The sequence below is a fragment of the Bifidobacterium sp. M3-N-101 genome (assembly GCF_023656805.1).
GTDB classification, from domain to species: Bacteria; Actinomycetota; Actinomycetes; order Actinomycetales; family Bifidobacteriaceae; genus Bifidobacterium; species Bifidobacterium breve.
In genome coordinates this window covers 115,319-137,255 of record NZ_JAMOKQ010000005.1, presented here as the reverse complement: position 1 = coordinate 137,255, position 21,937 = coordinate 115,319, and the positions used below count along the sequence as shown (strand labels likewise).

17 protein-coding genes are annotated in these 21,937 nt (G+C 57.3%); 1 reads left to right on the top strand and 16 read right to left on the bottom strand.

Features of this window, described 5'->3' with window-relative positions; all coding sequences use genetic code 11:
- Nucleotides 1-24: 24 nt before the first annotated feature.
- From NBH12_RS05175 to NBH12_RS05145, 7 genes are all read right to left on the bottom strand, one after another.
- Nucleotides 25-894 carry a YesL family protein gene (locus NBH12_RS05175; RefSeq protein WP_141430316.1) on the bottom strand — a complete coding sequence of 290 codons (870 nt, stop codon included), beginning with the start codon at nt 892-894 and terminating at the stop codon, nt 25-27.
- Between the two features lie 139 nt (nt 895-1,033).
- Nucleotides 1,034-1,924, bottom strand: a complete 891-nt coding sequence (locus tag NBH12_RS05170; RefSeq protein ID WP_021649420.1) for a carbohydrate ABC transporter permease — start codon at nt 1,922-1,924, stop codon at nt 1,034-1,036.
- Nucleotide 1,925: 1 nt separating this feature from the next.
- Nucleotides 1,926-2,879, bottom strand: coding sequence for a carbohydrate ABC transporter permease (locus NBH12_RS05165; protein ID WP_021649421.1), 954 nt, complete (start codon nt 2,877-2,879; stop codon nt 1,926-1,928).
- Between the two features lie 164 nt (nt 2,880-3,043).
- Nucleotides 3,044-4,387 (bottom strand): ABC transporter substrate-binding protein, encoded by a 1,344-nt coding sequence (locus tag NBH12_RS05160; protein WP_021649422.1) that lies wholly within the window; start codon nt 4,385-4,387, stop codon nt 3,044-3,046.
- A gap of 219 nt (nt 4,388-4,606) precedes the next feature.
- Nucleotides 4,607-6,154, bottom strand: coding sequence for a glycoside hydrolase family 30 protein (locus NBH12_RS05155; RefSeq protein WP_032742990.1), 1,548 nt, complete (start codon nt 6,152-6,154; stop codon nt 4,607-4,609).
- Nucleotides 6,155-6,227: 73 nt separating this feature from the next.
- A complete protein-coding gene (locus tag NBH12_RS05150) occupies nt 6,228-8,114 on the bottom strand; it encodes a DUF2264 domain-containing protein (RefSeq protein WP_021649424.1) in 1,887 nt (628 codons plus the stop codon).
- 181 nt (nt 8,115-8,295) lie between these two features.
- On the bottom strand, nt 8,296-10,623 hold the full coding sequence (locus NBH12_RS05145) for a family 78 glycoside hydrolase catalytic domain (RefSeq protein ID WP_021649425.1): 2,328 nt from the start codon (nt 10,621-10,623) through the stop codon (nt 8,296-8,298).
- Between the two features lie 154 nt (nt 10,624-10,777).
- On the opposite strand from NBH12_RS05145, the gene NBH12_RS05140 reads away from it, so the two are divergent.
- Entirely contained in the window at nt 10,778-11,875 is a 1,098-nt protein-coding gene (locus tag NBH12_RS05140) for a substrate-binding domain-containing protein (RefSeq protein ID WP_021649426.1), read from the top strand.
- An 83-nt stretch (nt 11,876-11,958) separates the two neighbouring features.
- On the opposite strand, the gene NBH12_RS05135 is transcribed toward NBH12_RS05140, so the two are convergent.
- The 9 genes from NBH12_RS05135 to NBH12_RS05095 form a co-directional block, all read right to left on the bottom strand.
- Nucleotides 11,959-12,501, bottom strand: coding sequence for a GNAT family N-acetyltransferase (locus tag NBH12_RS05135; RefSeq protein ID WP_032742992.1), 543 nt, complete (start codon nt 12,499-12,501; stop codon nt 11,959-11,961).
- A gap of 241 nt (nt 12,502-12,742) precedes the next feature.
- The gene (locus tag NBH12_RS05130; RefSeq protein ID WP_014484046.1) at nt 12,743-13,237 is read right to left on the bottom strand and encodes an S-ribosylhomocysteine lyase; all 495 of its coding nucleotides are present in this window, start codon (nt 13,235-13,237) and stop codon (nt 12,743-12,745) included.
- Between the two features lie 113 nt (nt 13,238-13,350).
- Entirely contained in the window at nt 13,351-15,306 is a 1,956-nt protein-coding gene (recQ, locus tag NBH12_RS05125; RefSeq protein ID WP_021649428.1) for a DNA helicase RecQ, read from the bottom strand.
- Between the two features lie 305 nt (nt 15,307-15,611).
- Nucleotides 15,612-16,796, bottom strand: a complete 1,185-nt coding sequence (locus tag NBH12_RS05120; RefSeq protein ID WP_015438531.1) for a cystathionine gamma-synthase — start codon at nt 16,794-16,796, stop codon at nt 15,612-15,614.
- Nucleotides 16,797-16,985: 189 nt separating this feature from the next.
- Entirely contained in the window at nt 16,986-18,008 is a 1,023-nt protein-coding gene (locus tag NBH12_RS05115) for a pyridoxal-phosphate dependent enzyme (RefSeq protein ID WP_041473293.1), read from the bottom strand.
- 392 nt (nt 18,009-18,400) lie between these two features.
- Complete coding sequence (locus NBH12_RS05110) at nt 18,401-19,186, bottom strand: ABC transporter ATP-binding protein (protein WP_025221268.1); 786 nt, start codon at nt 19,184-19,186, stop codon at nt 18,401-18,403.
- Entirely contained in the window at nt 19,179-19,970 is a 792-nt protein-coding gene (locus NBH12_RS05105) for an ABC transporter ATP-binding protein (protein WP_250819246.1), read from the bottom strand. Before NBH12_RS05105 ends, NBH12_RS05110 begins: the two co-directional genes overlap by 8 nt.
- Nucleotides 19,960-20,853: an ABC transporter permease gene (locus NBH12_RS05100; protein ID WP_250819257.1), complete on the bottom strand. Its 894-nt coding sequence runs from the start codon at nt 20,851-20,853 to the stop codon at nt 19,960-19,962. Before NBH12_RS05100 ends, NBH12_RS05105 begins: the two co-directional genes overlap by 11 nt.
- A gap of 89 nt (nt 20,854-20,942) precedes the next feature.
- Nucleotides 20,943-21,920 (bottom strand): ABC transporter permease, encoded by a 978-nt coding sequence (locus NBH12_RS05095; RefSeq protein ID WP_250819245.1) that lies wholly within the window; start codon nt 21,918-21,920, stop codon nt 20,943-20,945.
- Nucleotides 21,921-21,937 lie beyond the last annotated feature (17 nt).

Here is a 21,937-nt window from a genome sequence, read left to right as displayed (position 1 = left end):
GGTGAAATATGATGTTGGGGAGCGTCAGGAGATGTAATCCTTGGTGCCTCTGAACCAAGAACTCTTCGACGCGGCGCTGTTACGCGTCGCATGGTACATGTCGATAATGCGCTTGTCGCCGCTCTCCATTGCCATGGACGAGAACAACACACTTGCCTGCCAATTAGCACAAGCCCATACCACGTAGGCGGCGATGCCAGAGGCGAATACCAGCACGGGAATAGTCCATGTGAACAGCGCCCACGCATAACCGCCCAGCGCAACCAAAGTGAGCAACAGCACAGGGATACGGCGCACGGATAGGAGGAAACCGTTCTTCAGTAGCTGCACATACTTGGCCTTAGGGTATTCTACAGCCAGCACGAGTGAAACCATCATGGACTGCAATGCCATCAATATGCAGATCACCAGCATCGGGACGACAAACCCTCCCCCGCTCAGCTGCAGAACGATGAGTATGTCGTATCCGAAGCAGAACACCAGGAACCAGTAAAACACTCCGATGCCCAGACTCCGTTTGAAAAGACGTGCATAAGCTTTGAAATAAGACTTGATAAACAGCACCGAAGCATCCGGATATACGTATGGCGCCGCAATCCATTCCGGAGGGAAATCAGGATCAGATTCATTGTCCAGCCATACCTGGGTACGCATGGAAGCATTCATGGACAGCAATGTGGGCTGATCGCGGAATATCGCGAACAGCGCCGCCATCCCTGGCATGCTGAGGGCCGCGGCCACAATGTACAGCGCCCAATAGTCGAAGTTGTTGACGGCGAATGCGACCACTACCAAAGGCAGAGCACCGACAATCAAACATAAGCTCGCCTCGATGATTACTATCACGGTATTCACTATTGTCGAATATGTGCGATTAAAATTTTCTGATTTCATATCGGACTCCATTCCTCTGGTCATTGCATATAGCCGCCACACCAACCGTGAGCGCTAAATAGATTTCACCATGTAATACAGCAGGGCAGGAGCCACAGTTATGCAGTGGCTCCTGCCCTTTCTGCGATTCACCAAGCTATCAGCCCTTCATACCGGACGTTGCGATACCCTCGATGAACTGCTTCTGCCCGATGAGGAAGACGATCAGAATCGGGATGACCGACATGACCGAACCTGTCATGATCATGGCGTAGTTCGCGGAGTTCTGCGAGATGAAGGTCTTCAAACCAAGCTGAATGGTCCACAGTTCCGGAGAACGCAAGTACATCAACGGACCCATGAAGTCGTTCCATGTATTGGTGAAGGTGATGATACCCAATGCCGCAATCGACGGACCCGACAACGGCAGCATGATTCTCAAGTAAATGCCGAATTCGGACAAACCGTCGAGGCGAGCTGCTTCGGACAACTCTTCAGGAATCGTGTCGTAGAACTGCTTCATCATGAACACGCCGAAAGCACCGAAGGCCTGCAATAGGATGATGGACCAACGTGTATCGGTCAGATGCACTGCGGAGAGCATCTTGTACTGCGGAATCATGTAGGCCTGCCACGGCACTGCCATGGTGGCGATGTAGATGAGGAACAGCACATTGCGACCGCGAAAGCGAATCTTCGAGAAGCCATATGCCGCGAACGAACCGGTGAACACCTGCAGGAAGGTCACGCAAATCGCGAAGAACACGGTGTTGCCCAACCATGTCAGCATGTTGGAATCGGTCCAGATCTTGATGTAGTTATCCCAATGCCAGACGCTGGGGAACCACTTCACCGGGACCAGGAACACCTCATTGTTCGGCTTAAGCGATGCCAGCACCATCCAGACGAACGGCAGCAGCACAAACGCCGCGACGCCGATCATCAGCACATAGCCGAGAACAATACCCGCGATCTTCAGCGGCGGCATCTTCTTCTTGTTCCACGGAATTTCCGCAGCAGTGGGAACGGGAGCAACAACTTGGGAACTCATCTTACTTCTCCTTCTTGTTGTTGTACCAGAACTGGATCAGGGTCACGACCATGCACAGCGCGAACAGCACCAGGGAGACCGTGCTCGCATAACCGAAATCACCACGATCGAAGGCGACACGGTAGACGTACTGCGCAAGCACCAGCGTGGAGGTTCCAGGACCGCCGTTGGTCATCACCAAGGTCAGGTCGAGGATCTTGAACGAGCCGATGGTCAACGTCACCAGCACGAAGAACAGCGTAGGACGCATGCACGGCACCGTGACCTTCCAGAAACGCTGCCACGCATTCGCACCGTCAAGGCTCGCCGCCTCATACAGCTCGGCAGGGATCGTCTGCAGACCGGCGAGCAGCAGAATCATGAAGTAGCCCGCCTCACGCCAAGTCGCCACGATGATCACTGCGACCATGGCCCAATGCGTCGATCCGAGCCAGCCGGGGGTATGGCTGGTGAACAGTCCGAGGAACTGGTTGATGACACCGGACTTGGCGTCGAACAGCATGTTCCACACCTGGGCTACAGCCACGATGGAGGTGATATAGGGGAAGAAAGCAACCGTACGGAAGAAGGCGCGTCCCTTGAGCTTGGAATTAAGCAGAATCGCTAGTCCGAAGGCGATAGCGACCGTCAGCGGGATATGCACCACCGCGTAGACAATCGTATTGACGAATGCATCCTTGAACACACTGTCATGCAGCAGTCGCTTCCAGTTCGTCAATCCGTTGAAGACCGGGTCGCCGAATGCGCTCCACTTGGTGTTGGCGATGTAGAACAGCGCCAGCACAGGAATCAGCGTCAAGATAATGAAGCCGATGAAATTGGGGGCTATGAATCCAATGCCATGGATGAAATTACGACGGGAAATGGTCTTTTCGGCCAACTCACCTTTGGTGACCGGCTTGCCTGCCTTGCCTGATGCGTTCGTAGGTGCATCGAGTGATACCGACTGCGACATAACCTTCCTCTCCTTTTTACAAGGAAAACAACATGTATATATAGTGGGAGCGCCCTAGCCGCATGTGTCACACCCACTTATCGTGGGAGCAATAACGTTGCGGTGCACAACATGCAGGGAATCTAGGACGCTCCTTTCATCACCAGTAATCGATACGGCAATGATTACTCGGTGATCGCTCCTTGATCGATGGCGTTCTGCTTAGCGTCGGCCAATGCCTGGTCAACGGACTTGGTCTTGGTCATGATCGAGGAGTGTGCATCATCAAGCAGCGAGCCGATGGTGTCTCCACCCTCACCGACCGGGTTCTCAGGCTTGGTTTCATTATCCTGCCAGGCCTTCTTGGACAGGTCATCGACGGCCATGCCGTCCACGGAGAAGAAGGTGTTCTTCACTGCGTCGGAAAGATAGGCCGGAGTGATGGCCACGGCGGCGAGCACCTTAGCGCCCTCTTCGCCAGAGCAGAACTTCACGAATTCCTTGGCTGCAGCAAGCTTCTGTCCGGTAGCCTTGGAAGAGACCGCGAAACCGGTCGGGTCGCCGAAGGTAACGGCCTTGTCGGACTTCTTGGCATCCGGGTTCTGCGGAATAGGAGCCATGCCCCACTCGAACTTGTCGGCGTCACCGCTCTTCTGATCGTTGACGATGTCCAGCGCATACCAAGTACCCATCGGTACCATCGCGGCCTTTTCGGTGCCGAACTGAGCCTGATACTGCACGGAAGTGGTCTTGGAGGTGTTCCAGTCAATGGTCAGGCCCTTATTCTGCCACTGCAGTGCGCGCTTGTAGTAGGACTTCATATAGTTGAAGTTGCCCTTGAAGAACGTCTTGTCAGGCTGGTATCCGGTCTGTGCCAGAGCAAAGGACTGGACCACCGAACGCCAGTTGTGCTGGTACATCGGGTAGACCGCGTTGGCGTCGTAGCCCGCGGCCGGCAGTTTCTTCTTGAGCTCCTCGGCGACCTTGGTGTAATCGTCCCAGGTCCAGGTGCCGTCAGGCAGGTCCACGCCCGCCTTCTCGAACATCGTCTTGTTGTAGAAGAGCACCCAGGAGTCCTGGCGGTATGGCAGAGCGTAGTACTTGCCGTCAAGGTCATAGCTGGAAATATCGATGTTCTTGTCGCTCTTATAGGTCTTGGCGATGTCAGCGAGATCAGCCAGGCCACCGGACTGCGCATACGTGTAGTACTTCTGCAGGTTCTTGATAGGGAATACATCTGGTTGGGAACCGGCGGAGATATCGCCGGTCATCTGCTTGTCGTAGTCGTCGGCCGAGTATTCCTTGACCTTGACGGTGATGTTCGGGTGCTTCTTCTCGAATGCCTTAGCAAGGTAAGAGAATTCCGGACGAGAATCAAGAGACCAGCCTGCCAGCGTGATTTCCGTCTTGGCGTTTTCATCCAGCGCCTCACTTGAGCTGGAATCGTTGCTGCCACTACCGCAACCGGCAAGCAGCGTGCCGATCACAGAAGCCATAGCAATTACTTTCATGCCACGTGTCAACTTCATTGATGTGCCTTTCTCTCAGCATCATTGTCCAATAGTCCATACATCACTGTATGTATCTATGTGATTGTTAAATATATTGTTCGTTTCTGATCAATAAGGCTATTTGCCATTATTTGCATTTGCGCAATTATCTTTTATGAGCGAAATCGTGCAAAAGAAATACGGGACCCGGACGAAACCAAGTCCCACATAAGAGCAACCTTCCAGAATTCCAAGCCGTTAGAACAGCGTCTCATCATGGTCATCAGCCGGATGAGGGGTATAGGTGATCTTGAATTCATCATCCTCAGGAACAGTTGAGACATTCATCTCTCGATCAGACTTATGGAAGGTAACTGTTCCATATGCCGGCACAACGACTTTCTGCCAGCGCGCCCCCTCACCGTTAATGGTGATGGCCGCTTCGACATCCGTGCCGCCAGGATTGTACACGATCACGCTCAGGTCGCCGCGTTTGTTCTCGAATGCCACCGATCCTAGACCGCCATTGCGACCATCCGGCGTGTAATTGGACGAGCCAATACGCCGTGAACCGACCGGCACATCCTGTCCATAATTGCGCAGCATGAAGTACTCGAGGTTTCGTTTGACCTTGCCGGTGCTCGAGTCGATGGTGATGACTCCACGACGCCCGGACGTGCCTGCATAGCTCGGGAATCCCTGCTCGTCAAGTGCTATGTTCCACAGGTTGATCAGCCCCACGCCATTACGAACCAGCCAATTGCCGATTTCGCCGAACATCACATGGCTGGCCTCGTCGACAGTTTCATCAAGCATGCATCGACGTTCCGTCATCGCACTCTTCCACTGGGGGAATTGGCGTGTTCCATTATGCACCCAAGTTGGAAGACCGGAATATGTATGGAAGGCCGCTCCCGCAAAGCACTGTGCCTGTGCCGGCGTCATGTATTCGCTGACCGGGCGCTGCCAGAAGCGCAATGAGTCGTCTCCGAAATAGATTTCAACATCAGGGAAGGCCCTGTCAAGCGCGGGACGCAGGTATTCGCTTCCCCACTTAGTCAACTCCTCCGGAGTCCAGACGGTAATCGGCCAGGGGCAGCCGTTGGACGGCTCGTTTTGCATCGTCACAGAAGTGATGTGAATCCCGAGCTTGGCGTACGCCTCGATGAATTTGACGAAATACTGGGCATACACATAGTCAATGGTGTCTTGGTAACGATAGCCATTGCCGACGTATTCTCCAATGCGCAAGCGCCCCGAACCGTCGATGCGGTTGAATGTCTTCATCCAGGCCGGAGCACTCCATGGGGAGGCCATAATCTTGACGGCCGGATTAATCGATACGATTTCCTGAAGCACCGGCACAACATTCTTCATGTCTCGGGTAGCATCCGGAGCCCCTGGCTCCCCTGTTCCTATGGAGAAGTGTTCCAAAGCGGCGTCAGCGGCAACACCATCCGGCAAATCGTCATAGGTGTAGTATTTCTGGCTGGAGAAGTCGCATGCGCCTATCGACATACGCACGGAGGAGAAGCCACCTTGCTCGGGGTCGAACATCTCCGTAAGAATCGCGTGACGCTGTTCGCTAGTCATTGAGTTCATGAACAGCGATGCCGAGGAATCCGTAATAGCCGCTCCGGCGCCTTCCCACATCTGGTATTCCTGTGTGGGGTCAACGACGATCTTGACGGCGTCCCCTGGGGTCGAAACGATGTGCGGAACATCGATCGGGGTGCGGCGATCCTTCAGATCACCGCTGGTACGGGTCCAATACTCATATCGATAAGAGTTGACGGGCTGAGCCATGATTTTCCTTTCTACGATCCGCTCCGACTGCCGCAATGCAGCCAGAGCGATACATATACCAAACTATTCGCGATTATTCGCCGTATTCCTGCAGAACGACGTCAGCATCGCCTACATGCAGTACGTTGTCTTGCAGACGGACTTCGGGGATGGTGATAGTGCCGTCCGAGCTGATTGATTCGCCTTCGGCGTCGCCGAGGTATAGCGACACGAAGGTATAGATACCGAGGTCGATTACACGGGTCTGCAACGGAATACGCGTCTTGGGATACAGCAGGTTGACGTTCGGCTCAGGAACCGAAAGCTCCACATCGAACCCCTGCGCACCGACCAGACCGATTATTCCTTCCTGAGTGCGGTAGAAGACCGCGTTATCGATTCCGGCGGCGATTTCCTGCCCACCATCCGGCAGGGAGAAACCACCTTCAGCCAGATGCAGGCGACGCGCGGTGTCGATTCTGTGGACACGCACATGCCATGGCATATGCGGCACCACGAAATTCGTAATGGTCACATCGTCGAACGGCTTCCATTCGCTGTACACGTAGTCGTCGTGGATGGCCCAGTCGGCATAGCCGTAGGCGGTCTGCCAGTAGTGCTCGCTTTCGGATATGGCAAGTGTGCTGTCGTAGGCACCCTGTTTGAGCAGTACCGCCGCTTTGGGCACCGAAAAACCGAAAGTGGTGGAATACACGTATTTCTCATATTTGGCGTTGGCATGGGCGTGCTCATGGCTGTGCTGCCCCGCAGTAAATGCCTGCACTTCTCGTCCGGTGCTGCTGTGCGCCACCAACATACGCGGTTCCGGCTGCTTCTTCAGCGGCGCGAAGGCGATTTGCTCGGATTCTCGCACTATCCAGAAGGGATCATCGTCATCGATGCACAGGAAAATGAACGTCTTGAGCGCCCAATACGCGGACGCCGGCCCGTTGTAGCCTTCGGCCATGTTCATGTTGGGGTAGGCGTATCCGATAGGAATTAGGCCATCCGACTGGAAGATGTTCTGGGAGAACCACCAACGCAGATTACTCAGCAGCAGATGCTTGAAATCGGCGATGCTGTAGTGTTCAGGAGGCTCTACGCCGGCAAACGAGGCTGCGGCCCAAAACGCGGCCTGCGCAAAGCGGTAGTCGAGGCTTCGCCCGTAAGGCAAGCATTCGCCGGTGGTTGCGAACCAATTCGCATAGCTAGGCACGAATTCGGACGCCCGCTTTTTGAGCAGCTGTTCCTGCGGACCGTTCCTTTTGGTCAGACCGACCAGTACCAGGGTGAAGAATTGGTAGGCGAAGGGGATGTAGTTGTCGATCTGGTTTTCATAGCCGTCATATGACCATCCGTGCCCGAGGTAATGGGAATTCGTGATATCGAAATCGTCCTGGACGAGCTTGGCGTATTCCGGATGACCGGTGTCGACGAACCAGCTGTTGACGAGCGTGCGGAAGAGCAGCCAGTTGGTCTTGGGAAGCACTTTATGGTTAACCTGATCCATCCAGCGCAGAATATTCTGCTGCTGCTCATCGGTGATATGATCCCAGAATTCCGTCTTGGTCTCATAGAGAAAGGCGGAGATGGCTCCCATTTCCACAAAGATCTGATCATAATCAGTCAAATCCCCACCCCAGTAATCAGGGTGGGAGGGATCAGTGCAATTGACCAGGCTTTCGGTCGTCCACTGCCACCACTGGCCGAAACGACGAATATTGCTTCTGTTGTGGAACAGCGGCCCCAGACCCCATAGCAAGCGGGCAAACCCTTCTATGGACGTACGATCCTGACTGTATACGGCACCGCTGTCGCTCATGCGGAAGCGACCATACCGCCCACCCCTCATCGCCAGCTGCACCGCAGGAGTCAGCAGTTCCACCAAGGCATGCTCGCACTGAGCCTTGGTCCTCAATGGATTACGGGCCACCTGCGCATTAAACGGTTCGATATGCTCTTCATATGGATTGGCGATCATGTATATTCTCCTTCGAACAATCAAACAGCCATACCACGTTATGCAGCACCATCACGTACTGACCATTAATGATTATATATGATTATAAATGATTGTTTCTTTTGGGCATGTTGCTCTACAGCATCGCAATATCCACTCCGCATAGGTTCAGCCATCTAGTGCTTGCAGCAAGCGACGCGCCTCATACGGACCTCATTTCAATCACATCGCCTTGCTCATTCTCAATCCGCGCAACCATTCCGGACGGCATGTCAAGATCGACCGATACATGCCCTTCCTCGCGAACACAGCACACGCGAATGCTGCCACTAGGAGTTGGAACGACTCCCCTTGCTTCATGTGCATCACCCAATTGAGGACGCACCCGGAACACGGCATACCCCGGTTCAATCGGCTGTACTCCAAGCATCCCCCACTCCAGCAGATATGCAGGAGACGCCGACCAAGGATGGGAATACGTGGTATTTCCCTTAATGGACACATCCCATCCCTCCATAGTCGAGCCGCAGCCGGTAGACACCATGTGATGCCACGAATGCAGGTTCCTCGGATCGTCATCGGCCATCATACGATTCGCCAAAGCACCGAAACCGTTCCTATACAAGCCCTCAAGCAACACAGCAGCTACATACGGACTGCAGCACATGCCCTTATTACGAATATAATCGGCGACCATTGCCCGACGATCTTTAGGGACGTCCACGAATGCCAACGCAAATGCATTCGCATGAAGAGAACCATGCTGCAACTGATCCCCCTGCGCGTTCAAACCGTCCCTATAGCACTGCGCATGATCATCCCACAATCGCGCATTAATCGCCGATTCCAATGCCGAAGCGCGCCCAGCATACCGCACAGCATCAGCAGCATCGCTAACCACACGCGCCATATCAGCCATGGCCCGGTAGGCCGCACAAGACAACGCATTGATTACCGTATTCACTGGGCCGAATACGAAGCCATCACGCTCAGCCGGAGGCCAATCAACCAAATCACCATCCATATGGCCGGCCTCCCCCGGCTCCTTGACAATCAAACCACTCGATTCATCGACATACCGTTCCGGGAGGAATGCGCGCAACGCTTGATATTGCCTACGAATCTGCAACTCATCATTACTGACCATCCAAGAATCATGCACGGCCAGAATCAAATACAACGGCCATTCGGTAGGCCACGTACGATTCGCGATCAGCCAATCAACACTGTACCGTCCAAGCCGAATCGCATCAGCCCCGCAGTCCAGTGCCAAATGCGAGCGCTGCTGCAACCATGCATCGGCTTCGTAAGGTGCACGCTCACGGGTCCACGAATCCGCGTAAATCGGACCATTCAGCGCTTTGATGCTATTACGGCAAAAACGCCAGACCTCATTCAAGGTCTTATCGCTGCATACAAAACCCGCAGCATCGTCATCGAACGGATACTCAATAGCCGCGGCCCTCACCGACGAGGCAGCGGCGCAAACCGCATCTTGCGAGGCCTGAGTCTGAGCAGGGATAATCTGCACATAACGGAATACCCGCATACCCCAAGTCTCCACTGCTGGAGTCTGCGGGGTGATATGCCAGCTGTCCTGATAGGTATTAAATGTGCTCAAGCGGTAACGGACATTACCATTGTCATCCAGCACCTCGCCATAGCGGATACGCACATCAATATTTTCCAAGATGTGAAGCGATTCGACATCCAAGGAGATTCCGCCCACGCAAGTGCGCCCAAAGTCAAGAATCAGCGTTCCTCGATCATCGATTCTTGTAGCGACGGGGTCAAGGTAATGCACTCCGACGTTCGCAGTCGGCGTTAGCCGCAGGTCATCGAATTGCTCGCATGGCACAGCCTTGGGCCAGGAGCTGTCGTCGAAGCCCGGCTCGCTGAAACCGAATGGGTACCATTGCGTCTGCATATCCTCAGCCGGCGCTTCGAAATATTGCGTTCCTATCGAATCGGCATTCGGATAGGCACGATTGCCGACGATACCCTTCCAGTTGGACCCGGTTCCATATGTCATGTGGCACCCATCGGCAAGTACGATTTCCATATAGGCCCAGAATCGGCGTTCCCGCATCGTCCAGGCCAGTACGCCCATCGCATTCGGCCCGGCCTGCAGCAATCCGGTTACGTCGAATGTGTTGACGCGCGATTCATTCTCTACCGGAAACACCGGTCCCAGGCCGACGAAGTAACCGTTCACCCACATGCGATACACGAATTGTCTGGAGGGTTTAGTCGAGGAAGCCGTCGCATAGAGCGTCGCTTTGCGCACCGGCGTGCTCGGCAATGTGAATTCATGCCGCAGAAAAGCCCATCCTCGGCCATTGTCCGGGGACTGAATGATGCTCGGCTGTCGAAAATAGCTATCGCCCGACGACTCGTTGCCGTTGTTATTATCGGGATAATCCGCAGCTGCTTTCATATCATCATCGCCCGCTGACGATGGGTCGACCCATATCGTCTGCGCATTGCTCCATTCAAGGCCCTTATACAGCAGTTCACTATCATCGAGCATCTCTATTCCTCCCTTGGAATCGGCACTCGTTATGGAATCAAGCGTACCTTATCAGTATCAATCATCTTTGATTAAAAAATATCAGAATCAATCGACTATAGACTTCGTATAATATACGTATCAGACAAGGCAAGGAAGACTGGGGCACACCATCATGGCACTGAACGCAGAGCAACGAGACTATCTACCCGACGAACGCCGCAACATGATCCTCAATCTGCTGACACAGCACGAAGTGGTCACGGTCACGCAGCTTGCCACCTCATTGGAAACCACGGAAATCACCGTACGCAGGGATCTTAACGCACTAGCCAGAGCCGGCCTGCTCAAACGTATCCGCGGTGGCGCAATGTCCATTGGCACCATCAAGGAGCCCGCCCCGGCCGGCAACGCCGCAATTCCCGAACCCGACACGCCGGAAAACACCAGCATCGGTGTCATGGTGCCCGAACCAAGCTTCTTCTGGCCGGGAATCGTGAACCATATGAAGCATATCGCAGCCGAATCGGGCATATCGTTGACTATCCGCACCTGCTCCTACGACGAGAACATGCACGAGGAACGCATATTGCAAGAGCTTGCCGACGCCCCTAGAGTCTGCGGCATTATTGCCGCTCCGAACTCCCACCCCCATTTAGGGCAACATGCATGGCAGTGGATCGAAACGACAACGATTCCCACGGTGGTTCTGGAACGTGAGCAGCCGCTGCTCACGACACGTTACGTGGATTCCGTACAGACCGACCATCGCCGCGGCGTATGTAAAGCGGTATCCCATTTTCTTGCGCATGGACATACACACATCGGCGCAACCTTCAGTCAAACTCCCACATCAGCCATCATTCAGCGAAGCTGGCAGGATATTGTCGAACAAACACCGCGGATCGAATGCCCGTTTGTCTTGACTGGCATGATGCCCTATGACACCGCTGGCGTAAAGACCATCGTCGAGACCATCATCCGATCCGATATCACCGCACTACTGGTGCACTCGGATTATCTTGCCATCGCCATAGCTCAAGCCCTTGAAAATCAGGGGAAACGCATACCTGACGACATATCGCTGATTTCTATAGATGGCTTCGCCACACCAAGCTCGCGCCCTCTGACGGTACTGCGTTCCGATGAAGAGGAATTGGCAGCCTGTGCCATACATACACTACTAAGCCGTATTCAATCACCCGATCAGCCGGTACATCGCATGTATCTGGATCCGACGCTCATCGATCGAGGATCCGTGGTACAGCGATAAATCATCTCCGACCCGCCGATGGTCAGCACCATCCCAGCGTCGGTAGTTTGATGGGGTTTAAATTACCGAGGGCAAGAGATCCATCACCATTCATGCCGCTGATAAGCGATACGCGTGGTGTCGGACGGCCTGTCAAGCAACTGAATCAAGCCGCAACGCGCGAAACCATTCGATTCGAGCACGTGCTGCATGGCCTTGTTATTGGGGTGGGTGTCGGCGCGCACGTTGCCGTAGTGCTTCAGGGCCCACCTGATGCAGTCGCGGGCCGCGTGGCGCACCAGACCGGATGCGGCGATGCGGTGGATGGTCACATAGGTGTCGTTGTCCAGCCAGGCGCCGTCGATTTTGGCGTAGGTCGGATCCTTGCCCGGGCACAGGGCGAACTGGGCCAGAATGCGTTCGTGGCCATTGCAGGTGTCGACCAGCAGCATCGTACGCTGGTTGGCGATGTCGTCCTCAATCACCGATTCACGCGGAAATTCGTTGCCCCACTGGGTGGGGTTGCCGTTGGCGGCCATCAGCGCGCGTGCGCGTGCGTAGATTTTTTGCATCTGCGGCAGATCGCGCATGGTGGCGTGGCGGAAACGGCGGCCTGTCGCCTTGTTTGCAGCGTTCGACTGAGTCACTTCTCACCTCTCCGACATGCCGGGTTGCCGGCACGGTGACCGGCGACTAACTGACGGCCAACCTACCATGCCGTAGGCACAAGAAATCCCCTCCGCGTTGCATGACGGACACTAATAAACAATGACTCCCGTCCGCAGGAGCCGGACAGTCCAGCCGAGTTGAGGACAGCCATCCTCAGTCGGCTTCGCCCCCGGCTCCCGCCAGCGGGAGCCGAATCAGAATTGAATCGAATCAGACGAATCAGACGACCTTGCGCTCGAACGGGTCGGAGCTGATGCCTTCCTCAAGGATCTGCTTGGCCCATTCCTTGGCGGTGAACAGGCTGTGGTCGCGATAGTTGCCGCAGCTCTTCTCGGTGGTGGCGGGAACATCATCCCACGTGGCCTTGTAGGCGATGAATTCCAGCGATTCCTTGAGCGCCTTGGCCACATCCTCAGTGGAGTGCGTGCCCCAGGTCAGCAGGTGAAAGCCGGTGCGGCAGCCGAACGGCGAGCAGTCGATGTAGCCCGGGATACGTTCGCGCAGCAGCACGGCGATGGTGTGCTCGATGGTGTGCAGGCCGCCGGTGGGAATCGCCTGCTTGTTCGGCTGGGTCAGACGAAGATCATAGTTGGAAATCACGTCGCCGTGAGGACCCGTTTCCGTGTCAATGTAACGCACGTACGGCGCCTTGACCTTGGTGTGATCCAGCTGGAATGATTCAACGACGGGCTTCTCAGCCTTTTCCTCTGCCATGCTCGGCTTCCTTTCTACACATTTGCATGTTCACATGCTGTATCGCTTAGCAAGCGTAGTCGCGCCTACACGGGAATACACGGAAATACCCCATGATTCGCTATAGGCAATGGTTATTGCGCATTCCCGGCGTTAAACGAGGCGACGGCTTCCATAAAGCGCTTGCCGTAAAGGTCGAGCTTGTGCTGGCCCACACCGTTGACAGCCAAAAACTGCGCATTGGTAATCGGCTTGATACGGGCCATGTCTCGCAATGTCTTGTCGGAAAAGACGATGTACGGCGGTTTGCCGATTTCCTGGGCGATGGTGCGACGCAGTTCGCGCAGCTTCTGGAACAGCGATTCCTCGTCATCGTCCGGGATATACGAGCCCAGCGCATCGCCGGGAACATTGGCGGAATCGGCAGTATCAGCCACTCCCCCGCTCCGACCGGAACCGGCCGCCGCCGACTTGCGTTCCACCCGTTTGATCTCATAGTGGAAGTCGGGAGCGGCGGTTTCGGCCGCCCGCGCACCGAACATGACGATTGGCATACGCCCTTCGGCGATTGACAGGTACCCGTCCGTGGCCATCTGGCTCAACACGTCGCGCACGCGAGCCTCGTTCACGTCCTTGAGCATGCCGAAGGTGGGCATCCGCTCCGGGTTCAGCCATGCCAGATCCTGTGCCCGCGAACCGCGCAGGATCTTGACGATCTTGCCGGAACCGACGCGCTGCCCCACGTCATGCACGCAACGGCTGATCGCCTGCGCCACGCGGGTCACGTCGATGGTCTCGAACGTGCTTTCGCAGTTCGAGCAGGCACCGCATCTGCCGGACTGCGAAGAGTCCGCCGCAATGTCTTCACCCGCCGCGGAACCAGCATTCGGCGACAATTCCTGACCGAAATACCGGGTCATATACCGGTGCAGGCAGTCGGTGGTGCGGCAGTAGCCGACCATACCGTCCAGCAGCCGGCGCTTGGACTGGCGAACGATCTCCTGCTCTTCGGGAGTCAATCGCTCGTTCTCATAATCGTTATCCAGCAACCGACGCCGGGTGACGATGTCTGACTCATTCCACAGCAGCGTGCATCGGCTGGGCTCGCCGTCACGGCCCGCGCGGCCGGCCTCCTGATAGTAGGCTTCAATGGATTCGGGTAGATTGTGGTGGATGACGTAACGCACGTTGGACTTATCGATGCCCATGCCGAAGGCGTTGGTGGCTACGACCACCGGCACCTTGTCGGTGATGAAGTCGCGCTGGGCCACCTCACGCGCGTCCGGCGACATGCCGCCATGGTAGGCGACGGCCGGATGCCCCATCTGGTTCAGCGTGTCGGCGAGCGCTTCGGTGGTCTTGCGGGTGGCGCAGTAGACGATGCCGGATTCGTCCGGATGGTCGGCCACATACCGCGCCACCCATGCGGCCTTGTATTTGGTCTCCAGTTTGACCACATCAAAATACAGGTTCGGCCGGTCGAATCCGGTGACGGTGACGGCCGGATTCCGCAATCCCAGCAATCCCACGATGTCGCGGCGCACGCGCTCGGTGGCGGTGGCGGTGAATGCGCCGACCGGCGGGCGCTTGGGCAGGCCGACAATGAAGTCGCCAATACCAAGGTATGACGAACGGAAATCCTGCCCCCATTGGGAGACGCAGTGTGCCTCGTCCACGGCAATCAGGGAGATTGGCGTGCGGGCGGCGAAGTCGCGGAATCGGCCGGTTTCCAATCGTTCCGGAGCCACGTACAGCAGTTTGAGCTGACCCGCCGCAGCCTGGGCGAACACCACGGCCTGCTCATCCGGGGTTTGGGTGGTGTTGACGAATGCGGCCGGCAAGCCCAGATCATTCAGGGCATCGACCTGATCACGCATGAGGGAGATCAGCGGCGAGATCACGATGGTAACACCGGGCATCAGCGCGGCGGGAATCTGGTAGCACACGGATTTGCCGGCACCGGTGGGCATAACGCCCAGTACGTCCCGGCCATCCAGCAAAGCATCGACGATGCCTTGCTGGCCTGGCCGGAACGAATCGTAACCGAAGTATTGCTTGAGCGCCCCCAGCGCCGCCTCATGTGCCGTCATGCTTCCCAACCATACCGCATTGCCGCGGTCACAAGTCATGTATGCCTGTTCAATTATCCGTAAATCGATTTCAAGGGGCGGATTGGACGTTTCGGGGACATCTACTTCCGTTTCAAGGGGCTGGTCATCAGCTAAACCACATATACAAATGACATTATCCCAACGCCATTCCGCCGTTTTCACGCCTTGTCTACTTGGGCAACAGCCCCTTGAAACGGAAGTAGATGTCCGGGATAGCGCAAATCCGCCCCTTGAAACGGAGAATCACCGAAGTTACGTTCCGAGGACGGCTCGCAGCGTCTCCGTCACAGACGGTCGAGAGCCTGCTTGAGGTCGGCGATGAGGTCATCGGCGTTTTCGATGCCGACCGAGATACGCACCAGGTTGGCGGGCACCTGCAAGGTGGTGCCGGCCACGGAGGCGTGGGTCATAGCGGCGGGCACCTCGATCAGGCTTTCCACGCCGCCGAGCGATTCGGCCAGCGTGAAGATCTCGGTGTAGTCCACGAACTTCTTGGCAGCCTCGGCACCGCCGGCAAGCTGCACGGAGAGCACGCCGCCGAAGCCGCCATGCATCTGACGAACCGCGATATCGTGGCCCGGGTGGGATTCGAGGCCCGGATACCAGACGCGCTCAATCACGTCAGCAGGCTGGGATTCCAGCCATTCCGCCACTTTCAGGGCGTTGGCGCTGTGACGCTTGACGCGCAAATCCAGAGTCTTCAGGCCGCGAATGTCAAGGAACGAATCGAACGGGGAAGGCACGGCACCGGCTGCGTTCTGCAGGAAGGCCACCTGCTCACGGGTTTCCTCATCGTTGAGCACCACGGCACCGCCGACCACATCGGAGTGGCCGCCGATGTACTTGGTGGTGGAGTAGACCACCACATCGGCACCATCATCGAGCGGGTGCTGCAAGGCGGGCGAAGCGAAGGTATTGTCGACTGCCACCTTGGTGCCGTACTTATGGGCCACTTCGGAGGTGACTGCGATGTCGGTGATGTTGAGCAGCGGGTTGGACGGGGTTTCGACCCACACATACTTGTACGACTTGGCGGCGAGCGCGGCTTCCACGGCGGCGGTGTCGGTGATGTCCACCACATCGAGGCCCACGCCCCACGGCACGAACACCTTGGAGAGCAGACGGTAGGTGCCGCCGTACACGTCGTTGCCGAGCAGGATGTTGTCGCCGGGCTTGATGGTGGAACGCAGCAGCACATCGATGGCGGCAAGGCCGGAGGAGAAGCTCAGCGCGTACTTGGCGCCTTCCACGGCGGCGAGCTGCTCGTCAAAACTGGTGCGGGTGGGGTTGATGGAGCGTGAGTAGTCGTGGCCGCCGCGCAGGCCGAGCACGCCGTCCTGCTTGAAGGTGGAAGTGGCGTAGATCGGCGTAACCACAGCACCGGTGGTGGGGTCAGGCTCCTGGCCGGCGTGGATAGCGCGGGTGGCGACGGCGGTGTTGGCGAACTTGGCGTTGTATTCAGCGGACATGGTGTTGGTTTCCTTTGGTGTTTGGTTGGGTATTGGACGGGTTTGGAAAGTTATAGGATCTTTGCGGGCTGGCTCCTCTCAGTCAGCCTTCGGCTGACAGCCCCCCCCAAAGAGGGGCGCCAGAGCCCTTTTTGGCTCCCCTCTCCGAGGGGAGCTGTCGCGGAAGCGACCGAGGGGAGCACGTAGCGTTTAGAGGTACTGCTCGGCAAGGGACGGCTTGGTGGTGCGGTCGACCACGTCGCCGTAACCGTTGGCGCGCATCCAGTCGTCATCGAAGATCTTTTCGAGATAGCTACGGCCGGAATCGGGGGCGAGCACCACCACGATCTGGTTTTCGTCCAGATCGTTGGCGAGCGCGTACTTGATGGCACTGGCCACGGCCATGCCGGACGAGCCGCCGACCAGCAGCCCCTCCTCGCCGGCCAACCGGCGGGTCATTTCGAAAGCTTCGGCGTCGCCGACGCGCACGATGTCATCGGTGATGTTCCGGTCGAAAGCCTTGGGGTAGAAGTCCTCCCCCACGCCCTCGATGTCGTACTGGTGGACTTCCTCACGCGAGGTGGCGGAGTAGATGGAGCCTTCCGGGTCGGAGCCGATGACCTTGACCGCGCCGTCGGAGACTTCTTTCAGATACTTGCCGGTGCCGGAGATGGTGCCGCCGGTGCCGATGCCGGCTACGAAATGCGTGACCTTGTGATCAGCGGCCTCCCAAACTTCCGGTCCGGTGGTGTAGTAGTGGCTCAGCGGACCGTTCGGATTGTCGTACTGGTTCGGGCGGAAACCGCCGGGAATGGTGTTGGCCAGTCGTTCGGCGACCTGGTAGTAGGAGCGCGGGTCGTCGGGGCCGGCATCGGTCGGCGTGACGATGACTTCGGCACCGTAGGCGCGCAGCACCGCACGCTTGGATTCGGAGACCTTGTCCGGCAAAGTGAAGATCGTACGGTAGCCGCGCTGCTGGGCGACCAGTGCCAGACCGACGCCGGTGTTGCCGGAGGTCGGCTCCACGATCACGCCGCCGGGTTTCAGCTCGCCGGACTTTTCGGCGGCGTCGATGATGCGCTCGGCGATGCGGTCCTTGGATGAGCCACCGGGGTTGAAGTATTCGACTTTGACGGCGATGGTGGCCTTGACGCCGTCCGTCTGCGGGATGTGGTTCAGCTTGACGAGCGGGGTGTTGCCGATGAGTTCGGCGAGGCTGTTGTGGATGGTCATCTGAAGTCCTTTGTTGCTGGGGTTGGGGTTTGCTGCGTTGCGTTCGTGAACCGACGTTCCCAGACGAATGGACTGTGGCCTTGTGCTTTGAAATTCGAGTATTTCAGTGATGAATCCGATACGGCCCACAGCTTGCGCGTTACACGGTTGCGCCTATGCCAAAGGTTCCACGAATTCTTGCGGCAAATCTGCCGCGATTGAATGCTCTATCTCAAGTTATGCGTCACTGACCGCTCGCCTAGGGGCGTCGGTTAGCGACAACAACATGAGATAATCTGCATGTCTCACACCATAGCACAGCCCGCGACAACTGCGTGTCGCGGGCGTTCATATGGTGGGCGTGAGGAGTCGGCAACGATTCCGCCGTCCCTTCATGAGGGAGCCAAGGGGAGTTACAACGAGGCGGCTTCGATGAGTTGGCGGGTGTAGTCGGACTGGGGACTGCCGAGCACTTCGGCGGTAGAGCCTTCTTCTTCGACGCGACCATCGTGGAGCACGAGAATCCGATCGGCGATATGCTGCACCACGCCGAGGTCGTGGGACACCATGATCAATGCTGTTTCACGACGTGTTTCACGGATGGCGGCGAAGGTATCGAGAATCTGGATACGCGCGGCCACATCGATGGCGCTCATAGGCTCGTCGGCAAGAATCACTTTGGGCTCGTTGATGATGGCTCGCGCGATAACCACGCGCTGCGCCTGACCTCCGGACAAGTCGACCGGATACCGGTTCAGGAAAGTGGCCGGTTCAAGGCCAACCATGGTCAGAGCCGCGGCCACTCGCTCAGCGATTTCGGCTTTACCGAGGTCATGCCGCTGCAACACCAATGGTTCGGCAACTGACTGAGCAACCCGCCAACGCGGGTCAAGCGACGAGAACGGGTCCTGAAACACCAGTCCCGATTCGCGGCGGAGCGCTTGCACACCGGGTGATCTGCGACCACCGGCAATGGATTGACCGCCATACGTCACAGTGCCGGAATCGGCGGATTCGAGGCCGAGCATGATGCGGGTCAGCGTGGACTTGCCGGAACCGGAACCGCCGATGACGGCCAAGCATTCGCCAGGGCGGACGTCGGCGGAGACGTCGAAGAGGACTTGGCGGCGCGCGGAGCGGGGACCGAAGGATTTGTTGATGGATTGGGCGGAGAGGAGGAGCCTATTGCCATCACTCATGAGAATCCTCCTTGGGAGTGCGGAGGGTGAGGGTTTGGGCGGCGGCGACCAGTCGTTGGGCCTGTAGCGTGGCCGGTGCGGCAAGCAGATTGGCGGTCGCGCCGGACTCCACAATGCGGCCAGCGTCCAGCACATAACAACGCGTTGTGGCACGTGCCAACACGGAGAAATCATGGGTGATGAACAGCATCGAGGCACCGGCATCGTCCACTAGAGAGACCAGCAGATCCACAATCTGTCGCTGGGTGATGGAATCCAACGCGGTGGTCGGCTCATCGGCGATGATGAACCGCGGCGAGGTGATCAGCGCCGTGGCGATGCCCACGCGCTGCTGCTGCCCACCAGACAACTCGTGCGGATATTTGCCGGCTATATCACGGTCCAGCCCGACCTTGTCCAGCATGGCATTCACTCGGTCGGCACGTTCGGCCTTGGTCAGGTCGTAATGCAATTTCAGCGGCAGAGCGATCTGCTGGGCGACAGTCATCACTGGGTTCAGTGAAGCAGCTGGATTCTGAAATACCGCGCCCATATACCGGCCACGCAGGTCGGCGAGCACATGCTCAGAGGCACCGATGATTTCCGTACCGCTCATATCAATCGACCCGTCGGCTGCAGCAGTCAATGGCAGCAGCCCCAGTATCGCCTTGGAAATCATCGATTTGCCGGAGCCGGAGGAACCGATTAGGCCAACCCGCTCGCCATCGGCAATGGCCAAGTCCACATCGGAAACAATTAATCTGCCGCCGACAGCAATGTTCAGACCATGAATATCAACGCTCATCGCCGCCCTCCCCTGCTTCCCTCAACGCGGGATTGGCGACCGGGTCGATGGCATCACGCAACACATCGCCGAAAATATTCAGGGCCACCACCACGAGAGTGACAATCAGACCGGGCCACACCACGGTCAGCGGAAACACATTGATGAGCTTGACCGATGTGGCCAGTGAATGCCCCCAGCTCGGCACACCCGACGGCACACCGATACCGAGGTACGTAAGTCCTGATTCGGCCAGCACCGCCGTGCCAGCGGACAGTGACAGTTGTACGGCCAGCACGGGCAGGATATTCGGCACGATATGGCTCACCAACACACGCCATCCGCTGGCTCCATTCGCCAGGGCCGATTCCACATACGATGAACGGGCCGCCAGCAACGCCACCGGACGGGCCACACGTGCCAGATTCAGCCCGTGTCCGAAGCCGCAAGCGATGACGATCACGACGATGGACGCACCGAGCGGTACAGCAAGAATCAGCGCGATAAGCACAGTGGGAATGGAGATCAGCGCATCGACCACCACTACAGACGAGCTGGCAAGCGCCGCATTGCGTGCGACCATCGCCGCAATGAGCAGCAGCCCCCAAGCGGCGGAAACCACTACGGTAAGCAGCACGATGAGCAGGTTCGTATGTGAGCCGGCAAGCAGCCAGCTGAACACGTCGGCTCCGGTACCGTCGGTGCCGAGCCAATGCGCGGCGGAGGGTTTAGCCCATACGTGGTAGCCGTCGGTGGCCCATAGGGATTGCGGGGTCCAGAACAAAGAAACGATGGCGATCAGCAGCCATGAGGCGAGCACGATAAGCGCGAATTTGCCTTCGGCCCGGCGCCACATGGAGTGGAGGACGATTGCGAAAGCCGCTCGTTGACCCCCCTCCGGCATCGCGGTGCGACGCCACCTCACATCAGCGGGAGGATTGGGAACACGCTCCCCCTCGACTGCAGACGGCGAGAAGGAAGTAGACGATTTGCTCATGCGGTCACCTCCGTGATGGTGGCGGCGGTTTTGAGGCGCGGGTCGAGCACGCGGTGGAGCAAGTCGACCACGAGACCAATTAACAGAAAGAATGCAGCCAGCAAAAACAGCTCACTTTGCACGGCGATGAGGTCACGATTGCCCACGTCGGTTACGAGACCATTGCCGATACCCGGCAGGGCAAACAGGTTTTCGATGACCATCACGCCGGTGATCATCGAGGCGAACGTCAGTCCGATAACGGACACCAGTTGCGGGGTCGCCAACCTCAGGCCGACATGCAGCACTGCCTGGGTGCGGGTCATGCCGCAGGAACGAGCCATGTCGATATAGCCGGAACCGGCCAAATCGTCCAGAGCCGAACGCGTGTATCGCATGATGGTCGCGCCCACGATGACACCGACCGACAACGCCGGCAAAATCAACGACAGTATCGCCGAACCGGGCGCTCCCCAATCGTCCAGAGGGAACCCTTGCGAAGGGAAGACGCCAATCAGTCCGACGCCACGGCCGAATAGCAGAATCAGCAGCAATCCACCCCACAGGGCAGGGATGGCACCGCCGATGATGGCCAGCACATGGAATACGGAACGCACTCGTTCGGAGCGAGCCAGCACCGCTGCACAACCCAGCGGCAGGCCAATGACCAAGGCAATCAACATGCCAAGAATGATCAGAGGAAAGGTGATGGCTGCGCGCGAGCCGACCAGTGAGGTTACGGAACGACCGGTCAGGATGGACGTGCCGAAATCACCATGGATCAGTGCACCCATCCAATCAAAGTATTGCGCGACTAATGGCCGATTCAAGCCGAGCTGTTCGCGCAACTGGGCCACGCGCTCGGGCGGCGAGTTGACGCCGGCCATCACGGAGGCCACGTCGCCGGGCAGAATGCGCAATGCCGCGAAAATCACCACGGACAGGCCGAGCAGCGCTATGACAAACAGCGCCAGTCGTTTGAGCACGAATCGCATAATGCCTACTTTACTTG

Bases quoted from the DNA above. Each gene is read 5' to 3' on its own strand.
- NBH12_RS05175 (WP_141430316.1), bottom strand. From the start codon at position 894: ATGAAATCAGAAAATTTTAATCGCACATATTCGACAATAGTGAATACC.
- NBH12_RS05170 (WP_021649420.1), bottom strand. From the start codon at position 1,924: ATGAGTTCCCAAGTTGTTGCTCCCGTTCCCACTGCTGCGGAAATTCCG.
- NBH12_RS05165 (WP_021649421.1), bottom strand. From the start codon at position 2,879: ATGTCGCAGTCGGTATCACTCGATGCACCTACGAACGCATCAGGCAAG.
- NBH12_RS05160 (WP_021649422.1), bottom strand. From the start codon at position 4,387: ATGAAGTTGACACGTGGCATGAAAGTAATTGCTATGGCTTCTGTGATC.
- NBH12_RS05155 (WP_032742990.1), bottom strand. From the start codon at position 6,154: ATGGCTCAGCCCGTCAACTCTTATCGATATGAGTATTGGACCCGTACC.
- NBH12_RS05150 (WP_021649424.1), bottom strand. From the start codon at position 8,114: ATGATCGCCAATCCATATGAAGAGCATATCGAACCGTTTAATGCGCAG.
- NBH12_RS05145 (WP_021649425.1), bottom strand. From the start codon at position 10,623: ATGCTCGATGATAGTGAACTGCTGTATAAGGGCCTTGAATGGAGCAAT.
- NBH12_RS05140 (WP_021649426.1), top strand. From the start codon at position 10,778: ATGGCACTGAACGCAGAGCAACGAGACTATCTACCCGACGAACGCCGC.
- NBH12_RS05130 (WP_014484046.1), bottom strand. From the start codon at position 13,237: ATGGCAGAGGAAAAGGCTGAGAAGCCCGTCGTTGAATCATTCCAGCTG.
- recQ (WP_021649428.1), bottom strand. From the start codon at position 15,306: ATGACGGCACATGAGGCGGCGCTGGGGGCGCTCAAGCAATACTTCGGT.
- NBH12_RS05120 (WP_015438531.1), bottom strand. From the start codon at position 16,796: ATGTCCGCTGAATACAACGCCAAGTTCGCCAACACCGCCGTCGCCACC.
- NBH12_RS05115 (WP_041473293.1), bottom strand. From the start codon at position 18,008: ATGACCATCCACAACAGCCTCGCCGAACTCATCGGCAACACCCCGCTC.
- NBH12_RS05110 (WP_025221268.1), bottom strand. From the start codon at position 19,186: ATGAGTGATGGCAATAGGCTCCTCCTCTCCGCCCAATCCATCAACAAA.
- NBH12_RS05105 (WP_250819246.1), bottom strand. From the start codon at position 19,970: ATGAGCGTTGATATTCATGGTCTGAACATTGCTGTCGGCGGCAGATTA.
- NBH12_RS05100 (WP_250819257.1), bottom strand. From the start codon at position 20,853: ATGCCGGAGGGGGGTCAACGAGCGGCTTTCGCAATCGTCCTCCACTCC.
- NBH12_RS05095 (WP_250819245.1), bottom strand. From the start codon at position 21,920: ATGCGATTCGTGCTCAAACGACTGGCGCTGTTTGTCATAGCGCTGCTC.